At 66.9% G+C, this 15,223-nt stretch carries 21 protein-coding genes; 5 read left to right on the forward strand and 16 right to left on the reverse strand.

Annotated elements, in window-relative coordinates:
• The first annotated feature begins 8 nt into the window (after nt 1-8).
• Both ABZ319_RS13365 and ABZ319_RS13370 read left to right on the forward strand, forming a co-directional pair.
• Entirely contained in the window at nt 9-953 is a 945-nt protein-coding gene (locus tag ABZ319_RS13365) for an RluA family pseudouridine synthase (RefSeq protein WP_354986642.1), read from the forward strand.
• A 136-nt stretch (nt 954-1,089) separates the two neighbouring features.
• Entirely contained in the window at nt 1,090-1,788 is a 699-nt protein-coding gene (locus tag ABZ319_RS13370; protein WP_354986673.1) for a CPBP family intramembrane glutamic endopeptidase, read from the forward strand.
• A 120-nt stretch (nt 1,789-1,908) separates the two neighbouring features.
• Here the strand turns inward: ABZ319_RS13370 and ABZ319_RS13375 are convergent, their stop codons facing one another.
• The 4 genes from ABZ319_RS13375 to ABZ319_RS13390 all read right to left on the reverse strand — a co-directional run bounded on the left by ABZ319_RS13375 (nt 1,909) and on the right by ABZ319_RS13390 (nt 6,535).
• Nucleotides 1,909-2,319: a hypothetical protein gene (locus ABZ319_RS13375; protein WP_354986643.1), complete on the reverse strand. Its 411-nt coding sequence runs from the start codon at nt 2,317-2,319 to the stop codon at nt 1,909-1,911.
• Between the two features lie 194 nt (nt 2,320-2,513).
• A complete protein-coding gene (locus tag ABZ319_RS13380) occupies nt 2,514-4,673 on the reverse strand; it encodes an MMPL family transporter (protein ID WP_354986644.1) in 2,160 nt (719 codons plus the stop codon).
• A gap of 51 nt (nt 4,674-4,724) precedes the next feature.
• The gene (locus ABZ319_RS13385) at nt 4,725-5,282 is read right to left on the reverse strand and encodes an EXLDI protein (RefSeq protein ID WP_354986645.1); all 558 of its coding nucleotides are present in this window, start codon (nt 5,280-5,282) and stop codon (nt 4,725-4,727) included.
• 290 nt (nt 5,283-5,572) lie between these two features.
• Nucleotides 5,573-6,535, reverse strand: a complete 963-nt coding sequence (locus ABZ319_RS13390; RefSeq protein ID WP_354986646.1) for a LysR substrate-binding domain-containing protein — start codon at nt 6,533-6,535, stop codon at nt 5,573-5,575.
• Between the two features lie 71 nt (nt 6,536-6,606).
• Between ABZ319_RS13390 and ABZ319_RS13395 the strand changes: the two genes are divergently transcribed.
• Complete coding sequence (locus tag ABZ319_RS13395) at nt 6,607-7,041, forward strand: DUF5997 family protein (protein ID WP_354986647.1); 435 nt, start codon at nt 6,607-6,609, stop codon at nt 7,039-7,041.
• A 61-nt stretch (nt 7,042-7,102) separates the two neighbouring features.
• Here ABZ319_RS13395 and ABZ319_RS13400 read toward each other — a convergent pair whose 3' ends face one another.
• Nucleotides 7,103-8,299: an MFS transporter gene (locus ABZ319_RS13400; RefSeq protein ID WP_354986648.1), complete on the reverse strand. Its 1,197-nt coding sequence runs from the start codon at nt 8,297-8,299 to the stop codon at nt 7,103-7,105.
• A gap of 134 nt (nt 8,300-8,433) precedes the next feature.
• Here ABZ319_RS13400 and ABZ319_RS13405 point away from each other — a divergent pair, with 134 nt between their 5' ends.
• Nucleotides 8,434-8,895 (forward strand): MarR family transcriptional regulator, encoded by a 462-nt coding sequence (locus ABZ319_RS13405; protein WP_354986649.1) that lies wholly within the window; start codon nt 8,434-8,436, stop codon nt 8,893-8,895.
• A 55-nt stretch (nt 8,896-8,950) separates the two neighbouring features.
• Nucleotides 8,951-9,373, forward strand: a complete 423-nt coding sequence (locus ABZ319_RS13410; protein WP_354986650.1) for a pyridoxamine 5'-phosphate oxidase family protein — start codon at nt 8,951-8,953, stop codon at nt 9,371-9,373.
• Nucleotides 9,374-9,463: 90 nt separating this feature from the next.
• Here ABZ319_RS13410 and rpsQ read toward each other — a convergent pair whose 3' ends face one another.
• Genes rpsQ through rpsJ form a run of 11 tightly spaced genes read right to left on the reverse strand, consistent with a single transcriptional unit; the run spans nt 9,464 to nt 14,735 of the window.
• Nucleotides 9,464-9,760, reverse strand: a complete 297-nt coding sequence (rpsQ, locus tag ABZ319_RS13415) for a 30S ribosomal protein S17 (RefSeq protein WP_354986651.1) — start codon at nt 9,758-9,760, stop codon at nt 9,464-9,466.
• Nucleotides 9,757-9,996: a 50S ribosomal protein L29 gene (gene rpmC, locus ABZ319_RS13420; RefSeq protein WP_354986652.1), complete on the reverse strand. Its 240-nt coding sequence runs from the start codon at nt 9,994-9,996 to the stop codon at nt 9,757-9,759. Before rpmC ends, rpsQ begins: the two co-directional genes overlap by 4 nt.
• A complete protein-coding gene (gene rplP, locus ABZ319_RS13425) occupies nt 9,996-10,412 on the reverse strand; it encodes a 50S ribosomal protein L16 (RefSeq protein ID WP_354986653.1) in 417 nt (138 codons plus the stop codon). The genes rpmC and rplP overlap by 1 nt, the downstream gene beginning before the upstream one ends.
• Nucleotides 10,413-10,415: 3 nt before the next feature.
• Nucleotides 10,416-11,222, reverse strand: coding sequence for a 30S ribosomal protein S3 (gene rpsC / locus ABZ319_RS13430; protein ID WP_354986654.1), 807 nt, complete (start codon nt 11,220-11,222; stop codon nt 10,416-10,418).
• Complete coding sequence (gene rplV / locus ABZ319_RS13435; RefSeq protein WP_354986655.1) at nt 11,223-11,624, reverse strand: 50S ribosomal protein L22; 402 nt, start codon at nt 11,622-11,624, stop codon at nt 11,223-11,225.
• Nucleotides 11,621-11,902, reverse strand: coding sequence for a 30S ribosomal protein S19 (gene rpsS / locus ABZ319_RS13440; RefSeq protein ID WP_327143669.1), 282 nt, complete (start codon nt 11,900-11,902; stop codon nt 11,621-11,623). The genes rplV and rpsS overlap by 4 nt, the downstream gene beginning before the upstream one ends.
• A gap of 14 nt (nt 11,903-11,916) precedes the next feature.
• Nucleotides 11,917-12,747, reverse strand: a complete 831-nt coding sequence (gene rplB / locus ABZ319_RS13445) for a 50S ribosomal protein L2 (RefSeq protein WP_354986656.1) — start codon at nt 12,745-12,747, stop codon at nt 11,917-11,919.
• A 32-nt stretch (nt 12,748-12,779) separates the two neighbouring features.
• Nucleotides 12,780-13,085 carry a 50S ribosomal protein L23 gene (rplW, locus tag ABZ319_RS13450; RefSeq protein ID WP_354986657.1) on the reverse strand — a complete coding sequence of 102 codons (306 nt, stop codon included), beginning with the start codon at nt 13,083-13,085 and terminating at the stop codon, nt 12,780-12,782.
• Entirely contained in the window at nt 13,082-13,753 is a 672-nt protein-coding gene (gene rplD / locus ABZ319_RS13455) for a 50S ribosomal protein L4 (RefSeq protein WP_354986658.1), read from the reverse strand. Before rplD ends, rplW begins: the two co-directional genes overlap by 4 nt.
• Complete coding sequence (gene rplC / locus ABZ319_RS13460) at nt 13,750-14,415, reverse strand: 50S ribosomal protein L3 (RefSeq protein ID WP_354986659.1); 666 nt, start codon at nt 14,413-14,415, stop codon at nt 13,750-13,752. The genes rplD and rplC overlap by 4 nt, the downstream gene beginning before the upstream one ends.
• 14 nt (nt 14,416-14,429) lie before the next feature.
• Complete coding sequence (rpsJ, locus tag ABZ319_RS13465; protein ID WP_003938093.1) at nt 14,430-14,735, reverse strand: 30S ribosomal protein S10; 306 nt, start codon at nt 14,733-14,735, stop codon at nt 14,430-14,432.
• Between the last annotated feature and the right edge of the window lie 488 nt (nt 14,736-15,223).

Consider the following 15,223-nt stretch of genomic DNA (forward strand, 5'->3'; position numbering starts at 1 on the left):
TCCTAGCGGTGAGACGCAGGCAGCAGCCGCCGCTACCCAAGCGGCACGGGTTGGACCCGGCGCGGCTGCGGCTGCCCGAGGACGGCGAGTGGACGACCATTCGCGACCATCTCGTGGAACGCCTGCCGCGCGTGGATCCCGCGCGCATCGACGAACTGCTGCGCGCCGGCGGCATCGTCGACCTGGAAGGGCCCATCGCGCCGGACGCGCCCTACGTGCCCGGCGGCGCGGTCTGGTTCCACCGGGATCTGCCCGACGAGGCCGAGGTGCCGTTCGAGATCGGCATCGTGCACCGCGACGAGCGGCTGCTCGTCATCGACAAACCGCACTTCCTGTCCACGATCCCGCGCGGGCAGCACATTCTGCAGACCGCGCTGGTGCGCCTGCGCCGCGACCTCGACCTGCCCGATCTGGTGCCCGCGCATCGGCTCGACCGGGTCACCGCCGGACTGGTCATGTTCATCGTCGACCCGGCCGCGCGCGGCGCGTATCAGACCATGTTCCACCGCCGCGTGGTGCACAAGGAGTACGAAGCCGTCGCGCCGTTCGACCCCGCGCTCGAACTGCCGCGCACGGTGGTGAGCCGCATCGTCAAGGAACGGCAGGTCCTCAAGGCGTACGAGGAGCCCGGCGAGCCCAATGCCGAGACCCGGATCGAGCTGCTCGACCAGCGCGACGGACTGGGCCGATACCGGCTGCTGCCCGCCACCGGCCGCACCCATCAGCTCCGATTGCACATGAACGGCCTGGGTATCCCGATCCTGGGCGACGACTTCTATCCCGAACTCACCGACAAACCGGTCGATGACTACACCCGTCCACTCCAGTTGCTCGCCTGCGCACTCGAATTCACCGATCCGCTGACCGGCGACCCGCGCCGCTTCGAAACGGCCCGCACCCTGCAGGCCTGGGACGACCTCGCCGGGTGGAACGGAACAGCTCAGATCGGCTGATTCGATCGGATCGAGCGGTATTACGCACATTCGAAGTGCGCTCTAAGAATTGCTACGTACACTGGCCGAGATGTCTCGAAACGATAACGGTGCGGTCGCTGTCCTGTCGGCCCCGACCGAACAGCCGCGCCACCGCATGCACGCGTATATCGATGTGGCGGTCGTTGTCATCGTCTTGACCTGCACGAATCTCATAGCGCACTTCACCACGCCCTGGGCGAGCATCGTCTCGGTACCGATTGCCGCGGTTGTGCTGCTGGCCATGGTCCGGCGCAGGGGGCTGGCCTGGTCCGAACTCGGGCTCTCCCCGCGGCACTGGCGGCGGGGGTCGCTCTGGGCGCTGGGGGCGGTGGGACTCGTTCTCACGGTCGTCGCCATCGGGGCGATCCTGCCGATCACCCGGCCGTTCTTCCTGGCCGATCGCTACGCCACCATCTCCGGCGCGCTCATCGCGTCGATGATCGTCATTCCGCTGCAGACGGCCATCCCGGAAGAACTCGCCTTCCGCGGCGTCCTGCACGGGACCCTCGATCGCGCCTACGGGGCGCGCGGCGTATTCGCGGCCGGATCAATGCTTTTCGGGCTCTGGCACATCGCGTCCTCGCTCGGTTTGACCAGCGGGAACAAGGGACTGAGCGGATTTCTGGGCGGCGGGGTCGCCGGTCAGATCGCGGGCATCGCGCTCGCGGTGGTCGCCACCGCGGCAGCCGGTGCCGTATTCACCTGGCTGCGGCGACGCAGCGGGAGCCTGCTCGCACCCATCGCACTGCACTGGTCGGTGAACGGCGCCGGCGCGCTGGCCGCGGCCGTGGTCTGGCACACGACCCTCAGCTGAGGACGGTTCCCGGACAACGGGGAGGGCCAGGCTGACTAGGGAACAGAGGAATGGCGTCAGCCTGGCCCGGGACGGTTCGCCGTGGTCGGGCCACAGCGAACCGGGTCTTGGAGCGGGCTCCTAGGAACCCAGGAAGCCCAGCGGGCTCGCGCCGCAGGTGGCACTGCCGGTCAGGGTCGGCTGCAGCACGTTCACCTTCAGCTCCCACGCCGAGCCCTGCAGCGTCGAAATGGTGTGCGTCCCTGCCTTCTTCGGCGTCCACTGAATAGTGGCCTTGCCGCCGGACGGCTTCACGGGGCTGCCGGAGATGACCAGGCCGTCCACGTAGAACCACGCCTCGAACCAGTGGTCGTAGGTCGCGGTGATCTCGTAGGTGCAGGCCGCGTAGATCTTGTCGGCGTTCACCGAGATGCCGGTGGGGACCGCGCCCGCGTAGGGGGCCGCCATCGCCGCCGAACAGCCCAGCGCGGCCAGGGCCGTGGCGCCCGCGCCGACCCGACGGGCGATGCGCTTGTGCACGGACTGCTTCATGTCACTCCTCGATGCCTGCCCGCGTTGTGCGCGGTCGGCGAACTGTATCGGTTGTCCAGTTCACTATGGGGCACTTTGCCCGAAAAACTGAAACGAGTTCCTGTCAAACGTCCCCTACCTGCGTGAACAACCGACCGCACACGGCGAAACGGGCCCGCCTCCCGAGGGAAGCGGGCCCGATCACGGGCGCGGAGCTACCGGTGTGCGGCGTCCCGATCCGCATCCGCGGACTTGCCCAGGGTCACCGTCGTGGTGTTCGGCCGGGCATCGCCACCGTGCCCGGGCCACCACGCGGCGCGACCGATGAGCGCGGTCACCGCCGGGGTGAAGAACATGGCCATCACGAACGCCGCGATGGCGATGCCGACCGAGATGGCGAAACCCATCTGCGAGAGCACGTTGTTGCCCGCCAGCATCATCGAGGCGAAGGTGCCCGCCAGGATGACACCGGCCGCGGCGACGGTCGGGCCGGCGTGCTTGAACGCCAGCGCCGCCGCCCGGTGCGGATCGTGGCCCTCGCGGGCCTCCTCGCGCAGGCGCGCCACCATGAGGATGTTGTAGTCCGTGCCGAGCGCGACCACGAACAGGTACATGATGATCGGCAACGTGAAGATCAAGCCCGAATCACCCTGCAGGTGCTGGAACACCAGCACCGCCGCGCCGAGCGTGGCCGCGAAGCCCAGGAACACCGAGGCCATCAGGTACCAGGGCGCCACCAGACTGCGCAGCAGCAACCCGAGCACGATCATGATGAGCACCGCCGCCACCGGGAAGACCACCCGATAGTCCCGATTCATGGCCGCCTGGAAATCGACGAAGATCGAGGTCATACCGCCCACCACCGCCGTGGTGCCGGCCGGCGCCGCGTCGTGCGCGGTGGTGCGCAGCGGGCCCTTCATGGTGTCGGCCGCCGCGTCGGATTCGGGTGCGTCGGTGAGCGTCACCTGATATTCGGCCACGGCCTTGTCCGCGGACAGCACCGGCTCGCCGACCTGGCCGACGCCCGGGACCGCCGCCAGCGCGGTGCGATACGCGCCGAGCTGATCCGCGCCCAGCGCGCCCTGATCCGCGCTCAGGTAGACCTGCGAGGGCTGGGTGCTGCCCGCGGGCATGCCCTTGAGCAATTCCTCGCCGTAGATCGTGGACTCGGACGCGCTCGAGGTCGAGCCCGAGGACAGATCGAAGGTCGGATTGAAGCCGAAAGCGAAGACGCCCAACAGGATCAGCACACCGCCGGACGCGACCGCGTACAGCCCGGGCCGCCTGCCCAGCGAGCTTCCGATGGCGTCGAAACGCGCGCCCGTGGGCTCGTGCTGCCACGCCTTGGACGGCCAGAAGACCTTGGTGCCCAGCAGCGAGACGATCGCCGGGATCAGGGTCAGCCCGGCCAGCAGCGCCACCGCCACCGCGATCGCCAGCGCCAGGCCCATGGACCGGAACATGCCGAGCGTGGACAGGGTGAGCGCGCCGAAGGCGATGATGACCGCCGCGGCCGCCGAGGTGATGGCCTCGCCGACCCGGGTCACCGAGCTGACCATGGCCGTCTTGGGATCCTCACCGGCCCGTAGTCGTTCGCGGTACCGGAACATCAGGAACAGAATGTAGTCGGTGCCGACGCCGAAGAGCACCACGATGAGCAGCGACTGCACCGAACTGTCGATCTTCAGATCGAAGGCCTTGCTCACGATGGCGAGCAGACCGCCGACCATGGACGAGATCCCGAAGATGACCACGATGGGCAACAGCGCGATGACCGGACTGCGGAAGATGACGAGCAGCAGCACCAGGATCAGCACGATGGTGGCGATGGCGATGATGGCCATGCCCTTCTGGCTCGACTCCTGCTGATCCAGGCCCTGCGCGGCCGAGCCGGTGATACCGGCCTTCAGATCGGTGCCCGCGACCTGCTCCTGCAACGCGGTGCGCAGGTCCTTGACCGCGTCGCTCTGCCGGGTGTCCTCCGGACTGGTGATCTTGGTCATTCCGACCGCGACCACCTGTACCAGGCGATTCTGCGACGGCGGCGTGGCCTGCACGGTCGTGACGTCCTCGACCTTGCGTTCACCGAGCGCACCCGCGACAGCAGCCACCGATGCCGCGTCGGCGTCGGTGAGCGGACCGCCGTCGGCCCGGACGAACACGATGAGGGCGGCCGGGGTGGCGCTGTTGGGGAAGGCCCGCTGCTGCAACTCCATCGCCTGGATGGACTCGTAGTGCGAGGGCAGGAAGTCGGCTTGGTCGGTGGTCGCGGTGAGCTTCGGCGCGAGGCCGGCCACCGCGACGATGGCGATCAGCCAGACGCCGATCACCGCCCACGGTTGCGCGACGACCAGGCGTCCGAGTCGGGAGAACATGCGAAGGGTCCCTTCGGGGTTCGGCCGTACTATTCGTTTTTCGAGGCGAACTCAGATGTCGAGCACCTGGGCGGCGGGGTTCTCGAGCACATCGGCGACGATCCGGAAGACCCTCTCCGGCACCAGATCACGCAACTCCCCCGGCGCGTCCACGATGTCGACGGTGAAGTCGCCATACCCATCCTCACCGAGACCGAGCATGTCGCGCCAGTCCCGGAAACCTTTGGCCCAGTGCGTGATCGCGGAAAGGTCCGACTGGTCGGACTGCTTGCGCGCGACAGTGAACTCGGACTTCTTGTCGCGGAAGGCCCGCCGGGTGACGTTGGTGAACTCGGTCCACTCGATGTAGTGCCGGTGCACCACGAGTTTGCCCTTCCTGCTCTGATACACCCGGACCACCTCGGCGCCGGCCTTGGTGACGCGGTGCGATTCGGCGAGTTCACGCCCGATGAAGGTCTGCGTCCGCGCGCCACCCGGGCCGACGCGCAGCTCGATGGTGCGCATGCCCTCGGGCAGGGTCTGGGTGACGGCGGTGCCGGGGGTGGGTTCGCCGGCTGTTTTCTGCATATCGATGTCCATGATCGCTCCCGGGTTCAGTGCGTCAACCATAGGTTGACTCATGGTGAATAGTCAACAGTAGGTTGACGAGACTATTCGCATAGATGCGCATATAGGCATGCTTGTAGAACATGGCACCCCGCTCGATTCCCCTTGCGCCACAGGGCTTCCGGATCCAGTTGGTGCCAGGGTCTCCCCTCGCCTGAAATCACTATAAGTAGACGTATACGTATAGCGCAACCCTGACGTGACCCTGAACTTTCCCGGAATCGATCCCCGAGATGACGAAAGCCCGCCGCCCCCGGGATCGGGGTGGCGGGCTCGCGGTCGAACGGGCCGGGCTAGCGGCCTCGCTTCTTACCGGACTTCTTCTGCGCTCCAGCGCCTTTCGACTTCGCGGCGCCCGGCTGCGGCTTCTTGCCGACGGACTTCTTCGCACCGCCCGTGCGCGCCTTGGCAGGCTGCGCCCGCGCCGGCTTGCGCTGACCCGACGGGGACCGCGAACTCTGCGCCGATCGGCCGCGCACCACGCCGACGAACTCCTCCACCAGCTCGGTGGTCGCCTCGGTCGGCCAGGCCAGGGCGATCTCGGTCTCGGGCAGGCCCATGACGGTCCGATAGACCAGATCCTTGCGGGTGTGCAGGCGCGCGATCGAATGCGGGACGATGGCGGCGCCGCTCACCGCGGCCACCAGATCCATGGTCATGGCCGCGTCGTCCAGGTCGTCGGCGTCCTGCATGCGCTCATCGGCCAGGTCGGCCAGGCCGATCTGCTCGAAGACCGAGAGCGGATGATCCTTGGGCACGACCACCACCGGCAGCTCGCGATAGAGCGGAATCACGTCCAGGCCGTCACGGTCGATGGGCAGGCGCACGAAGCACATGTCCACGGCGCGCTCACGCAGCGCCGACTCCTGCTCGCGCATGGGGACCGGGATCATCTCGGCGGGAGTGTCGGGGAAGCGCTCACGCCAGATGCGATCCCATTTGGTGACCGTCACGCCCGGCACGAATCCGACGCGCAGTCGATCACCCTGTGCGGCAACGGGTTCGGGCTCCACGACATTCGCGAGGATCTCGCGCGCCGACGCCAGCAGCTCGCCGCCGTCGGCACTGAGCTCGGTGGGCTGTGCACCGGGCACGAAGAGCTTGACGCCGAGCTCCTCCTCCAGCTCGATGACCGTCGCGCTCAGTCGCTGCCGGGAGATCCCGAGACCGCGCGCGGCGCGCGCGAAGTGCAACTCTTCCGCAACCGCCACGAACCAGCGCAGACGCGTGACATCGATCGAGGAGAACCGGCTCATTCCACCCAGGTTATTGCACCGCGACACCGCCCTGTGCGCAGGTGCCCGGCCCGCCCCGATACCCTTGATCAGTGAGCCCGGACAAGAACAACCAGACCATGAAGCCGCTGACCGCGGCCGACAAGCTCGGCATCTACCTCCCGGCCGCGCCCGAGGAGTTCCGGAACTCACCCATCACCCGCGGCGAACTCGAGGAGCTGCGCGTCAACCCGCCGCAGTGGCTGACCGACCTGCGCGCCGCCGGCCCCTTCCCCCGCGACGTGACCGCCCGCAAACTCGGGATCTCCAACTCCGGTCTGGCCCGCGCGGGCGTCGCCGACGCACTCACCACCGCCGAGATCGACGCCCTGAACGCGGAGTCCCCGGACTGGCTGGTGCGCGAACGCGAGAACCTGCGCACGGTGCAGGCCGAGGCCGAGCGTGTGAAGAACAAGGATGCCGAGCGCCGCGCCGCCACCAACCGGCCCGCGAAGAACCGGTTCGGGGCGCCCGGTAAGAAGGCTTAGCCCCTGCGACCCGTGGCACGGAGCGCGTAATGCTCTCCGCGCCACAGATATCAGCATCCGGTCAGGAGTGGACCAGTACCTGATCTGGTTGGCCGGTGACGAGAGTTGTTGCGACGCCGCGGCGTTCGAGTGCCGCCGCCAGCACCGCCAGGGCCAGGGCGGAAGCCGCCAGGGCCGCGCCCACCCAGTTGGGGGCCGTGTAGCCCAGGCCCGCGGCGATCGTGAGGCCGCCGAGCCAGGCGGCGAGGGCGTTGCCGAGGTTGAAGGCGCCGATGTTCACCGCGGAGGCCAGGGTCGGGGCCGCCTGGGCGTGATCGAGGACGCGCTTCTGTAGCGACGGGACCGACGCGAAACCCAGTGCGCCGATGAGGAATACGGAGATCGCGGCCAGGGGCTTGCTGTGGGCGGTGACGGTGAACAGGGCCAGTGTGAGGGTCAGCGCGCCGAGGGAGATGTACAGCATCGGCATCAGGTGACGGTCAGCGTATCTGCCGCCGACCAGGTTGCCCACCACCATGCCGAGGCCGAGCAGGACCAGCAGCCAGGGCACCGAGGTGTCCGCGAAGCCGCCGATCTCGGTCATCATCGGGGCGATGTAGGTGATGGCGGCGAAGACCGCGCCGAACCCCAGCACCGTCATGGCATTGGCCAGTAGCACCTGAATGTTCTTGAAGGCGGCCAGCTCCCGGCGCAGGCGCACCGGTTCGCGCATCGGCTGCTCGGGAACCAGTTTGGCGATGCCCACCAGCCCGACGACGCCGAGCAGGGCCACGATGGCGAAAGTGACACGCCAGCCCAGGGATTGGCCGACGATCGTGCCCAGCGGCACGCCGACGACGTTGGCGACGGTCAGCCCGGTGAACATCATGGCTATGGCCCCGGCCTTCTTGTCGGGCGCGACCAGCTCGGCGGCCACCACGGCCCCGATGCCGAAGAACGCGCCGTGCGCCAGCGAGGCGACCACGCGGCCCACCAGCATCACACCGAAGACCGGCGCGACGGCGGAGATCAGGTTTCCGGCGATGAACAGGCCCATGAGGATCATGAGCATGCGCTTGCGGGAGACGCGGGTGCCGAGCGCGGTCATGATCGGGGCGCCGGCCATGACGCCGAGCGCGTAGCCGGTGACCAGCCAGCCCGCGGTCGGAATGGAGACGCCGAAGTCGCCGGCGACCTCGGGCAGCAGGCCCATGATGACGAATTCGGTGGTGCCGATTCCGAAGGCCCCGATTGCGAGAGCCAGCAGCGCGAGCGGCATGGGAACACCTTCCAGACGATTGCACTAGCTTGTTATTGCATGCACATTAGTTGCACACGCGCTCTATATGCAAGCGCTGGCATTCGCGGAAGTCGTCTATTCTGGTACGAGCCGCTCCGAACAGAGGAAACGCCATGACCGCCACGGACCCCGCCCTGACCGCGCTCGCCCAGGGCTGGTGCGCGCTCTCGCTGCTGCACGGCCGCATCGAGGCCCATATCGAACGCGCCCTGCAGTCCGGGCACGGCCTGAGCGTGCGCGAGTACTCCCTGCTCGACGTGCTCAACCGCCAGCACACGGGCGACGGCGGCATGCTGCAGATGAAGCAGGTGGCCGACGCGGTGGTCCTGTCCCAGAGCGCCACCACCCGGCTGGTGACCCGCCTCGAAGACCGCGGCCTCCTGGCCCGCTACCTCTGCCCGCACGATCGCCGCGGCATCTACACCAACGTCACCGACGCCGGCCGCACCCTCCTGGAACAGGCCCGCCCCACCAACGACGCCGCCCTGCGCGCGGCCCTCGACGAGGCCGCCCTCTCCCCCGAACTGGCACCCCTGGTCCGCACGGTGGAGGCACTGCACACCCCGGCCCACTGACGCTCTCGGGCAAGAATTTCCGAGGGAGGCGGCTCGGTTTCAGTAGGTTGGGAACATGGCACTGACGATTGCAGATCGACAGGAATTCCTCGCGCAGCCGCTCATCGGCGCGCTCGCCGTCACCGAGAAGCCCGGGCGGGCGCCACTCAACCTGCCCATCTGGTACCAGTACACCCCCGGCGGCGATCTCTGGATCCTCACCGGACCCGAATCCCGCAAGATGCGCGCCCTGGAATCCGCGGGGCGCTTCAGCCTCATGGTGCAGGTCGTGGAGCCCAGCGTCCGCTACGTGACCGTGGAAGGGCCCATCACCAAGGTCACGGTGATGACGCCCGAACAGCATCGGGAGATGGCCGAGCGCTACCTGCCGCCCGCGGCGGTGGACGAGTACCTGAAATTCGCGGAATCGCACGGCGAGCAGGTCGCCGTGTACATGACCCCCGAACACTGGCTGTCGGCCGACATGGGCAGCTTCTGAAACCGGCGACACCCTCGGATACGACGAAGGCCCGCTCCCCAATCGGGAAGCGGGCCTTCGTACTTCGACTGTCGTCGAGGTGGGAACGGCTTACTTGGCCTTCTCCAGCACCTCGACCAGACGCCAGCGCTTGGTGGCGGACAGCGGACGGGTCTCCATCAGCTGCACGCGGTCACCGACGGCGGCGATCTCGTTCTCGTCGTGCGCCTTGACCTTCGAGGTGGTCCGGATGATCTTGCCGTAAAGCTTGTGCTTCACGCGATTCTCCAGCTCGACCACGATGGTCTTGGTCATCTTGTCGGAGACGACGTAGCCGTAGCGCACCTTGCGCTGGCCACGATCCTCAACCTGCGCCGGCGTCTTGGCCGGGCCTTTTGCGTCACTCATGCCGCATCTCCCTTGCCTTCAGGACCGGTGGCCAGGCCGAGCTCGCGCTCACGCATGACCGTGTAGATGCGCGCGATCTCGTGCCGGACCACGCGCAGACGACGGTTGTTCTGCAACTGGCCCGTCGCCATCTGGAAGCGCAGGTTGAACAGCTCTTCCTTGCTTTCACGCAGTTTCGCGACGAGCTCCTCTTCGGTCAGCTCGCGCAGCTCTGCAGCCGGAGTTCCGGTAGCCATCAGAACTGCTCCTCTCGCTTCACGATCCTGCACTTCATGGGGAGCTTGTGCATCGCGCGGCGCAGGGCCTCACGAGCGGTCTCCTCATTCGGGTAAGACATCTCGAACATGACCCGTCCCGGCTTCACGTTCGCGATCCACCACTCCGGCGAACCCTTACCGGAACCCATGCGGGTTTCGGCCGGCTTCTTGGTGAGCGGGCGATCGGGGTAGATGTTGATCCAGATCTTGCCGCCACGCTTGATGTGGCGGGTCATCGCGATACGCGCCGACTCGATCTGACGGTTGGTCACGTAAGCCGGCTCCAGAGCCTGGAGGCCGTACTCACCGAACGTCACCGAGGTGCCGCCCTTGGACATGCCGGAGCGGCCCGGGTGGTGCTGCTTACGGTGCTTGACCTTGCGAGGCATCAACATAGGTCAGCCCTCCTGGGTCGTCTCTGCCGGAGCATCCGCGACAGCAGTCGCGGCACGGCCGGCTTCAGTGCTGGTGGCAGTAGTGCCCTGGGCACCCGAGCGACGCGGGCGGCTCGGCCGCTCACGACGCGGACGATCACGGTCGCCGGCGGGCGCGGCGGAGGCGGTGACCTCACGCTTGCCACCGACGATGTCGCCCTTGTAGATCCACACCTTCACGCCGATGCGGCCGAAGGTGGTGCGAGCCTCGTACAGGCCGTAGTCGATGTCCGCGCGAAGCGTGTGCAGCGGCACACGGCCTTCGCGGTAGAACTCCGAGCGCGACATTTCGGCGCCACCGAGGCGGCCCGAGCACTGCACGCGGATGCCCTTGACGTTCGGCGAACGCATGGCCGACTGAATGGCCTTGCGCATCGCGCGACGGAACGCCACACGGTTCGACAGCTGCTCGGCCACACCCTGGGCAACGAGCTGCGCATCCGACTCGGGGTTCTTGACCTCGAGGATGTTCAGCTGCACCTGCTTGCCGGTGAGCTTCTCCAGCTCGGCACGGATGCGGTCGGCCTCGGCGCCACGACGGCCGATCACGATGCCCGGACGCGCGGTGTGGATATCCACACGGACGCGATCACGGGTGCGCTCGATCTCGACCTTCGAGATGCCCGCGCGCTCCATGCCGGTGGCAAGAAGCTTGCGGATCTTGACGTCTTCTCCGACGTATTCCTTGTACTGCTTGTCGGCGTACCAGCGCGACTTCCAGTCGGTGGTGATGCCGAGGCGGAAGCCGTGGGGATTGATCTTCTGTCCCATTTACTTCTCCCCTCCGTTCCGGCGGCTACGAGTGGCAGCGCCGACGGTGGGCACGCTCTCGACCTCGATGGTGATGTGGCTGGTGCGCTTGCGGATCCGGAACGCACGGCCCTGGGCCCGCGGCTGGAAACGCTTCATGGTCGCGCCCTCGTCGACGAAAGCCGTCGAGATGACCAGGGTGGCCGGGTTCAGGCCGAGGTTGTTGGTCGCGTTGGCGGCGGCCGAAGCCACGACCTTGGCGACCGGCTCGCTGGCGGCCTGCGGGGCGAACCGCAGGATGTTCAGCGCGTCCGCAACACTCTTGCCGCGGACCAGGTCCACAACACGACGGGCCTTCATGGGCGTCACGCGCACGTGCTTGGCGGTGGCGCGTGCGGTCTGGTTCTGAGTTTCAGTGCTCATCGCCGCTTGCTCTTCCGATCGTCCTTGACGTGGCTCTTGAACGTCCGAGTCGGCGCAAATTCACCGAGCTTGTGTCCAACCATGTTGTCCGACACGAAGACCGGGACGTGCTTGCGGCCGTCGTGCACCGAGAACGTGTGCCCGATGAAATCGGGGATGATGGTGGAACGACGCGACCAGGTCTTGATGACCTGCTTCGTGCCCTTCTCGTTCTGAACGTCCACCTTCTTGAGGAGGTGATCGTCGACGAACGGGCCCTTCTTCAGGCTGCGTGGCATTTCTAACCTCCTCCTTAACGCTTCTTGCCGCGGCGGCGGACGATGAGCTTGTCGCTCGGACGGTTGGGCTTGCGGGTGCGGCCCTCGGGCTTGCCCCACGGGGAGACCGGGTGGCGACCACCGGAGGTCTTACCCTCACCACCACCGTGCGGGTGGTCGACCGGGTTCATGACCACACCACGGACGGTCGGGCGAACGCCCTTCCACCGCATACGGCCGGCCTTGCCCCAGTTGATGTTCGACTGTTCGGCGTTGCCGACCTCGCCGATGGAGGCGCGGCAGCGCACATCGACGCGACGGATTTCGCCGGAGGGCATACGCAGGACGGCGTAGGCGCCTTCCTTACCCAGCAGCTGGATGCTCATGCCGGCCGAGCGGGCCAGCTTGGCGCCGCCACCCGGACGCAGTTCGACCGCGTGGATGGTGGTACCGGTCGGGATCGAGCGCAGCGGCAGGTTGTTGCCGGGCTTGATGTCCGCGCCGGGGCCGGACTCGATCTGCGTGCCCTGGGCAATACCCTTGGGCGCGATGATGTAGCGCTTCTCGCCGTCCGCGAAGTGCAGCAGGGCGATGTTCGCGGTGCGGTTGGGGTCATACTCGATGTGAGCGACCTTGGCCGGGATGCCGTCCTTGTCGAGGCGACGGAAGTCGATGACGCGGTAGGCACGCTTGTGGCCGCCACCCTTGTGCCGGGTGGTGATGCGACCCTGCGCGTTACGGCCACCGGTCTTGTGCAGCGGACGCAGCAGCGACTTCTCGGGGGTCGAACGGGTGATCTCGGCGAAGTCGGACACCGAGGAGCCACGACGACCCGGGGTTGTCGGCTTGTATTTACGAATTGCCATGAGTCTTCTCTGCTTTCTGGATTCCCAGGCGCTTACGCGACCGGGCCCCCGAAGATCTCGATGGGCTTGCTGTCGGCCGAGAGGGTCACGAGCGCGCGCTTGGTGTTCTTGCGCTTGCCGTAACCGGCGCGGGTCCGCTTGCGCTTGCCCTGACGGTTAGCGGTGTTGACGCTGGTCACCTTCACGCCGAAAACCTTCTCGACGGCGATCTTGATCTGCGTCTTGTTGGAGTCCGGGTGCACGATGAAGGTGTAGGTACCCTCTTCGATCAGTCCATAGGACTTCTCGGAGATGACCGGCGCCAGCAGAATGTCGCGGGGGTCGGCGATCGTGGTCACTTGCTCTCCTCCTGTGCAGCTTCGGCAGGGCCGTGCACGAAGGCGTTGAGCGCCTCGACGGAGAAGATGACCTCATCGGCCTTCAGCACGTCGTAAGTGTTCAGCTGATCGGGAGCGATCGGGTGCACGTTCTGCAGGTTCGCAACGCTCTTCCACGCGGCGACATCTTCACGACCGATGACAACCAGGATCTGCTTGCGGCTCGAGAGCTCGGCAAGGAAGGTCTTGGCGGTCTTGGTCGACGGGGCCTGCCCGGCAACCAGTTCGGTGATGACCTGGATGCGCTCGTTGCGGGCCCGGTCGGACAGGGCGCCACGCAGTGCGGCAACCTTCATCTTCTTGGGCAGGCGCTGGGTGTAATCGCGCGGCTGCGGGCCGTGGACGGTGCCACCGCCGGCGAACTGCGGCGCACGGGTCGAGCCCTGACGGGCGCGGCCGGTGCCCTTCTGGCGGTACGGCTTACGCCCACCGCCGCGGACCTCGCCGCGAGTCTTGGTGGCGTGCGTGCCCTGGCGAGCCGCGGCCAGCTGGGCCACGACGACCTGGTGCATCAGCGCGATATTGGCGGTCACGTCGAAGATCTCCGCGGGGAGCTCGACGGTGCCCTCGGTCTTGCCGCCAACGGCCTTGACCGGGAGCGTCAGGTTGGTCTTGGTCTCGGTGCTCATGCCCGGGCACCACCCTTCACTGCACTCTTGACGATCACGACGTGGCCGCGACGGCCCGGGATCGCACCCTTGATCAGCAGCAGACCGTTCTCGGCATCCACCTTGTGGACCGTGAGGTTCTGCGTGGTCACGCGGTCGCTACCCATCCGGCCGGACATGCGCATGCCCTTGAACACGCGACCCGGGGTGGAGCAACCACCGATGGAGCCCGGACGACGGTGCACAGCCTGCGCGCCGTGCGAGGCGCCCTGGCCGGCGAAGCCGTGACGCTTCATGGTGCCGGCGAAGCCCTTGCCCTTGGAGGTGCCGGTCACGTCGACGTAGGTGCCCTCTTCGAAGGCCTCCGCGCCGATTTCCTGGCCCACCGAGAAGGAATCGACGTCAGCGACGCGGATCTCGGTGATGTGGCGACGCGGGGTGACGCCGGCCTTGGCGAACTGGCCGGAAACCGGCTTGTTCACCTTGCGCGGGTCGATGGCGCCGTAGGCGATCTGGATGGCGGCGTAGCCATCGCGCTCTGCGGTGCGGATCTGGGTCACCACGTTCGGCCCGGCCTTGACGACGGTAACCGGAACAACACGGTTCTTCTCGTCGAAGACCTGGGTCATACCGAGCTTGGTTCCCAGGATGCCGGCAGCCGGCCTGCTCTTGTTGTCAGTCATATCTGGAATCCCCGTCACTGAATGTTGACGTCGACACTGGCCGGGAGATCGATGCGCATCAGCGCGTCAACCGTCTTCGGCGTGGGGTCGAGGATGTCAATCAGCCGCTTGTGAGTACGCATCTCGAAGTGCTCGCGCGAGTCTTTGTACTTGTGCGGCGAACGGATGACGCAGTACACGTTCTTTTCGGTGGGCAACGGCACCGGGCCGACGACACGGGCACCGGTACGGGTCACCGTCTCGACGATCTTGCGCGCAGACGCGTCGATCGCCTCATGGTCGTAGGCCTTGAGCCTGATGCGGATCTTCTGTCCCGCCACGCTGAGTGTCCTTTTCTCCGCTTAACGTTTGTGCCCCAGGAGCTTTCGCTCCCGAAACACCCTCATTTGCACAGTCCGAACACACGAAGACGCATCAGCCACCACACGACCGAGACCCGTGGGCCCGATCCATCGCCGCTGTTCATCTGTCATGGTTCTATCCGGTCCACGCGGTCGGGCGTGTCGCCCATCCGCTCATTCTTCGGCCTCGGAGTGAAACTCGAGCCTCGGAATCCCGTCCCGGACGCACTCCAGCCATTTCGGCGAAGTACGAGATTGGTCCTTCTCACCCGCCACCACCAGCGTCTATCCAGAAAACAGACGCAACCCGGTGCGGGCAACCTGAACAGTATGCCCCACGCCCCGGGGGGACTTCAAATCGCCCCCCACATCCATCCCGGATGGCGATGGCGCTGGTCACAGCCGCCGCGTTCGGGGGCGAATCCAACCTATAGGCAAACGCTTCCCGGGCGCGCCCGAGGGGTTCC

Origin of the sequence: Nocardia sp. NPDC005978 (genome assembly GCF_040614455.1) — a bacterium.
GTDB lineage: Bacteria > Actinomycetota > Actinomycetes > Mycobacteriales > Mycobacteriaceae > Nocardia.

What these genes read in the sequence shown, in the direction of transcription:
- rplV (WP_354986655.1), bottom strand. Translation starts at nt 11,624, where the DNA reads ATGAGCACTGAAACTCAGAACCAGACCGCACGCGCCACCGCCAAGCAC.
- rplD (WP_354986658.1), bottom strand. Translation starts at nt 13,753, where the DNA reads ATGAGCACCGAGACCAAGACCAACCTGACGCTCCCGGTCAAGGCCGTT.
- rplB (WP_354986656.1), bottom strand. Translation starts at nt 12,747, where the DNA reads ATGGCAATTCGTAAATACAAGCCGACAACCCCGGGTCGTCGTGGCTCC.
- rpmC (WP_354986652.1), bottom strand. Translation starts at nt 9,996, where the DNA reads ATGGCTACCGGAACTCCGGCTGCAGAGCTGCGCGAGCTGACCGAAGAG.
- ABZ319_RS13400 (WP_354986648.1), bottom strand. Translation starts at nt 8,299, where the DNA reads ATGCCGCTCGCGCTGCTGGCTCTCGCAATCGGGGCCTTCGGAATCGGC.
- ABZ319_RS13390 (WP_354986646.1), bottom strand. Translation starts at nt 6,535, where the DNA reads ATGAGCCGGTTCTCCTCGATCGATGTCACGCGTCTGCGCTGGTTCGTG.
- ABZ319_RS13370 (WP_354986673.1), top strand. Translation starts at nt 1,090, where the DNA reads ATGCACGCGTATATCGATGTGGCGGTCGTTGTCATCGTCTTGACCTGC.
- ABZ319_RS13375 (WP_354986643.1), bottom strand. Translation starts at nt 2,319, where the DNA reads ATGAAGCAGTCCGTGCACAAGCGCATCGCCCGTCGGGTCGGCGCGGGC.
- rpsS (WP_327143669.1), bottom strand. Translation starts at nt 11,902, where the DNA reads ATGCCACGCAGCCTGAAGAAGGGCCCGTTCGTCGACGATCACCTCCTC.
- ABZ319_RS13380 (WP_354986644.1), bottom strand. Translation starts at nt 4,673, where the DNA reads ATGTTCTCCCGACTCGGACGCCTGGTCGTCGCGCAACCGTGGGCGGTG.
- rplP (WP_354986653.1), bottom strand. Translation starts at nt 10,412, where the DNA reads ATGTTGATGCCTCGCAAGGTCAAGCACCGTAAGCAGCACCACCCGGGC.
- ABZ319_RS13410 (WP_354986650.1), top strand. Translation starts at nt 8,951, where the DNA reads ATGGCACTGACGATTGCAGATCGACAGGAATTCCTCGCGCAGCCGCTC.
- ABZ319_RS13405 (WP_354986649.1), top strand. Translation starts at nt 8,434, where the DNA reads ATGACCGCCACGGACCCCGCCCTGACCGCGCTCGCCCAGGGCTGGTGC.
- ABZ319_RS13385 (WP_354986645.1), bottom strand. Translation starts at nt 5,282, where the DNA reads ATGGTTGACGCACTGAACCCGGGAGCGATCATGGACATCGATATGCAG.
- rpsQ (WP_354986651.1), bottom strand. Translation starts at nt 9,760, where the DNA reads ATGAGTGACGCAAAAGGCCCGGCCAAGACGCCGGCGCAGGTTGAGGAT.
- rpsC (WP_354986654.1), bottom strand. Translation starts at nt 11,222, where the DNA reads ATGGGACAGAAGATCAATCCCCACGGCTTCCGCCTCGGCATCACCACC.
- rplC (WP_354986659.1), bottom strand. Translation starts at nt 14,415, where the DNA reads ATGACTGACAACAAGAGCAGGCCGGCTGCCGGCATCCTGGGAACCAAG.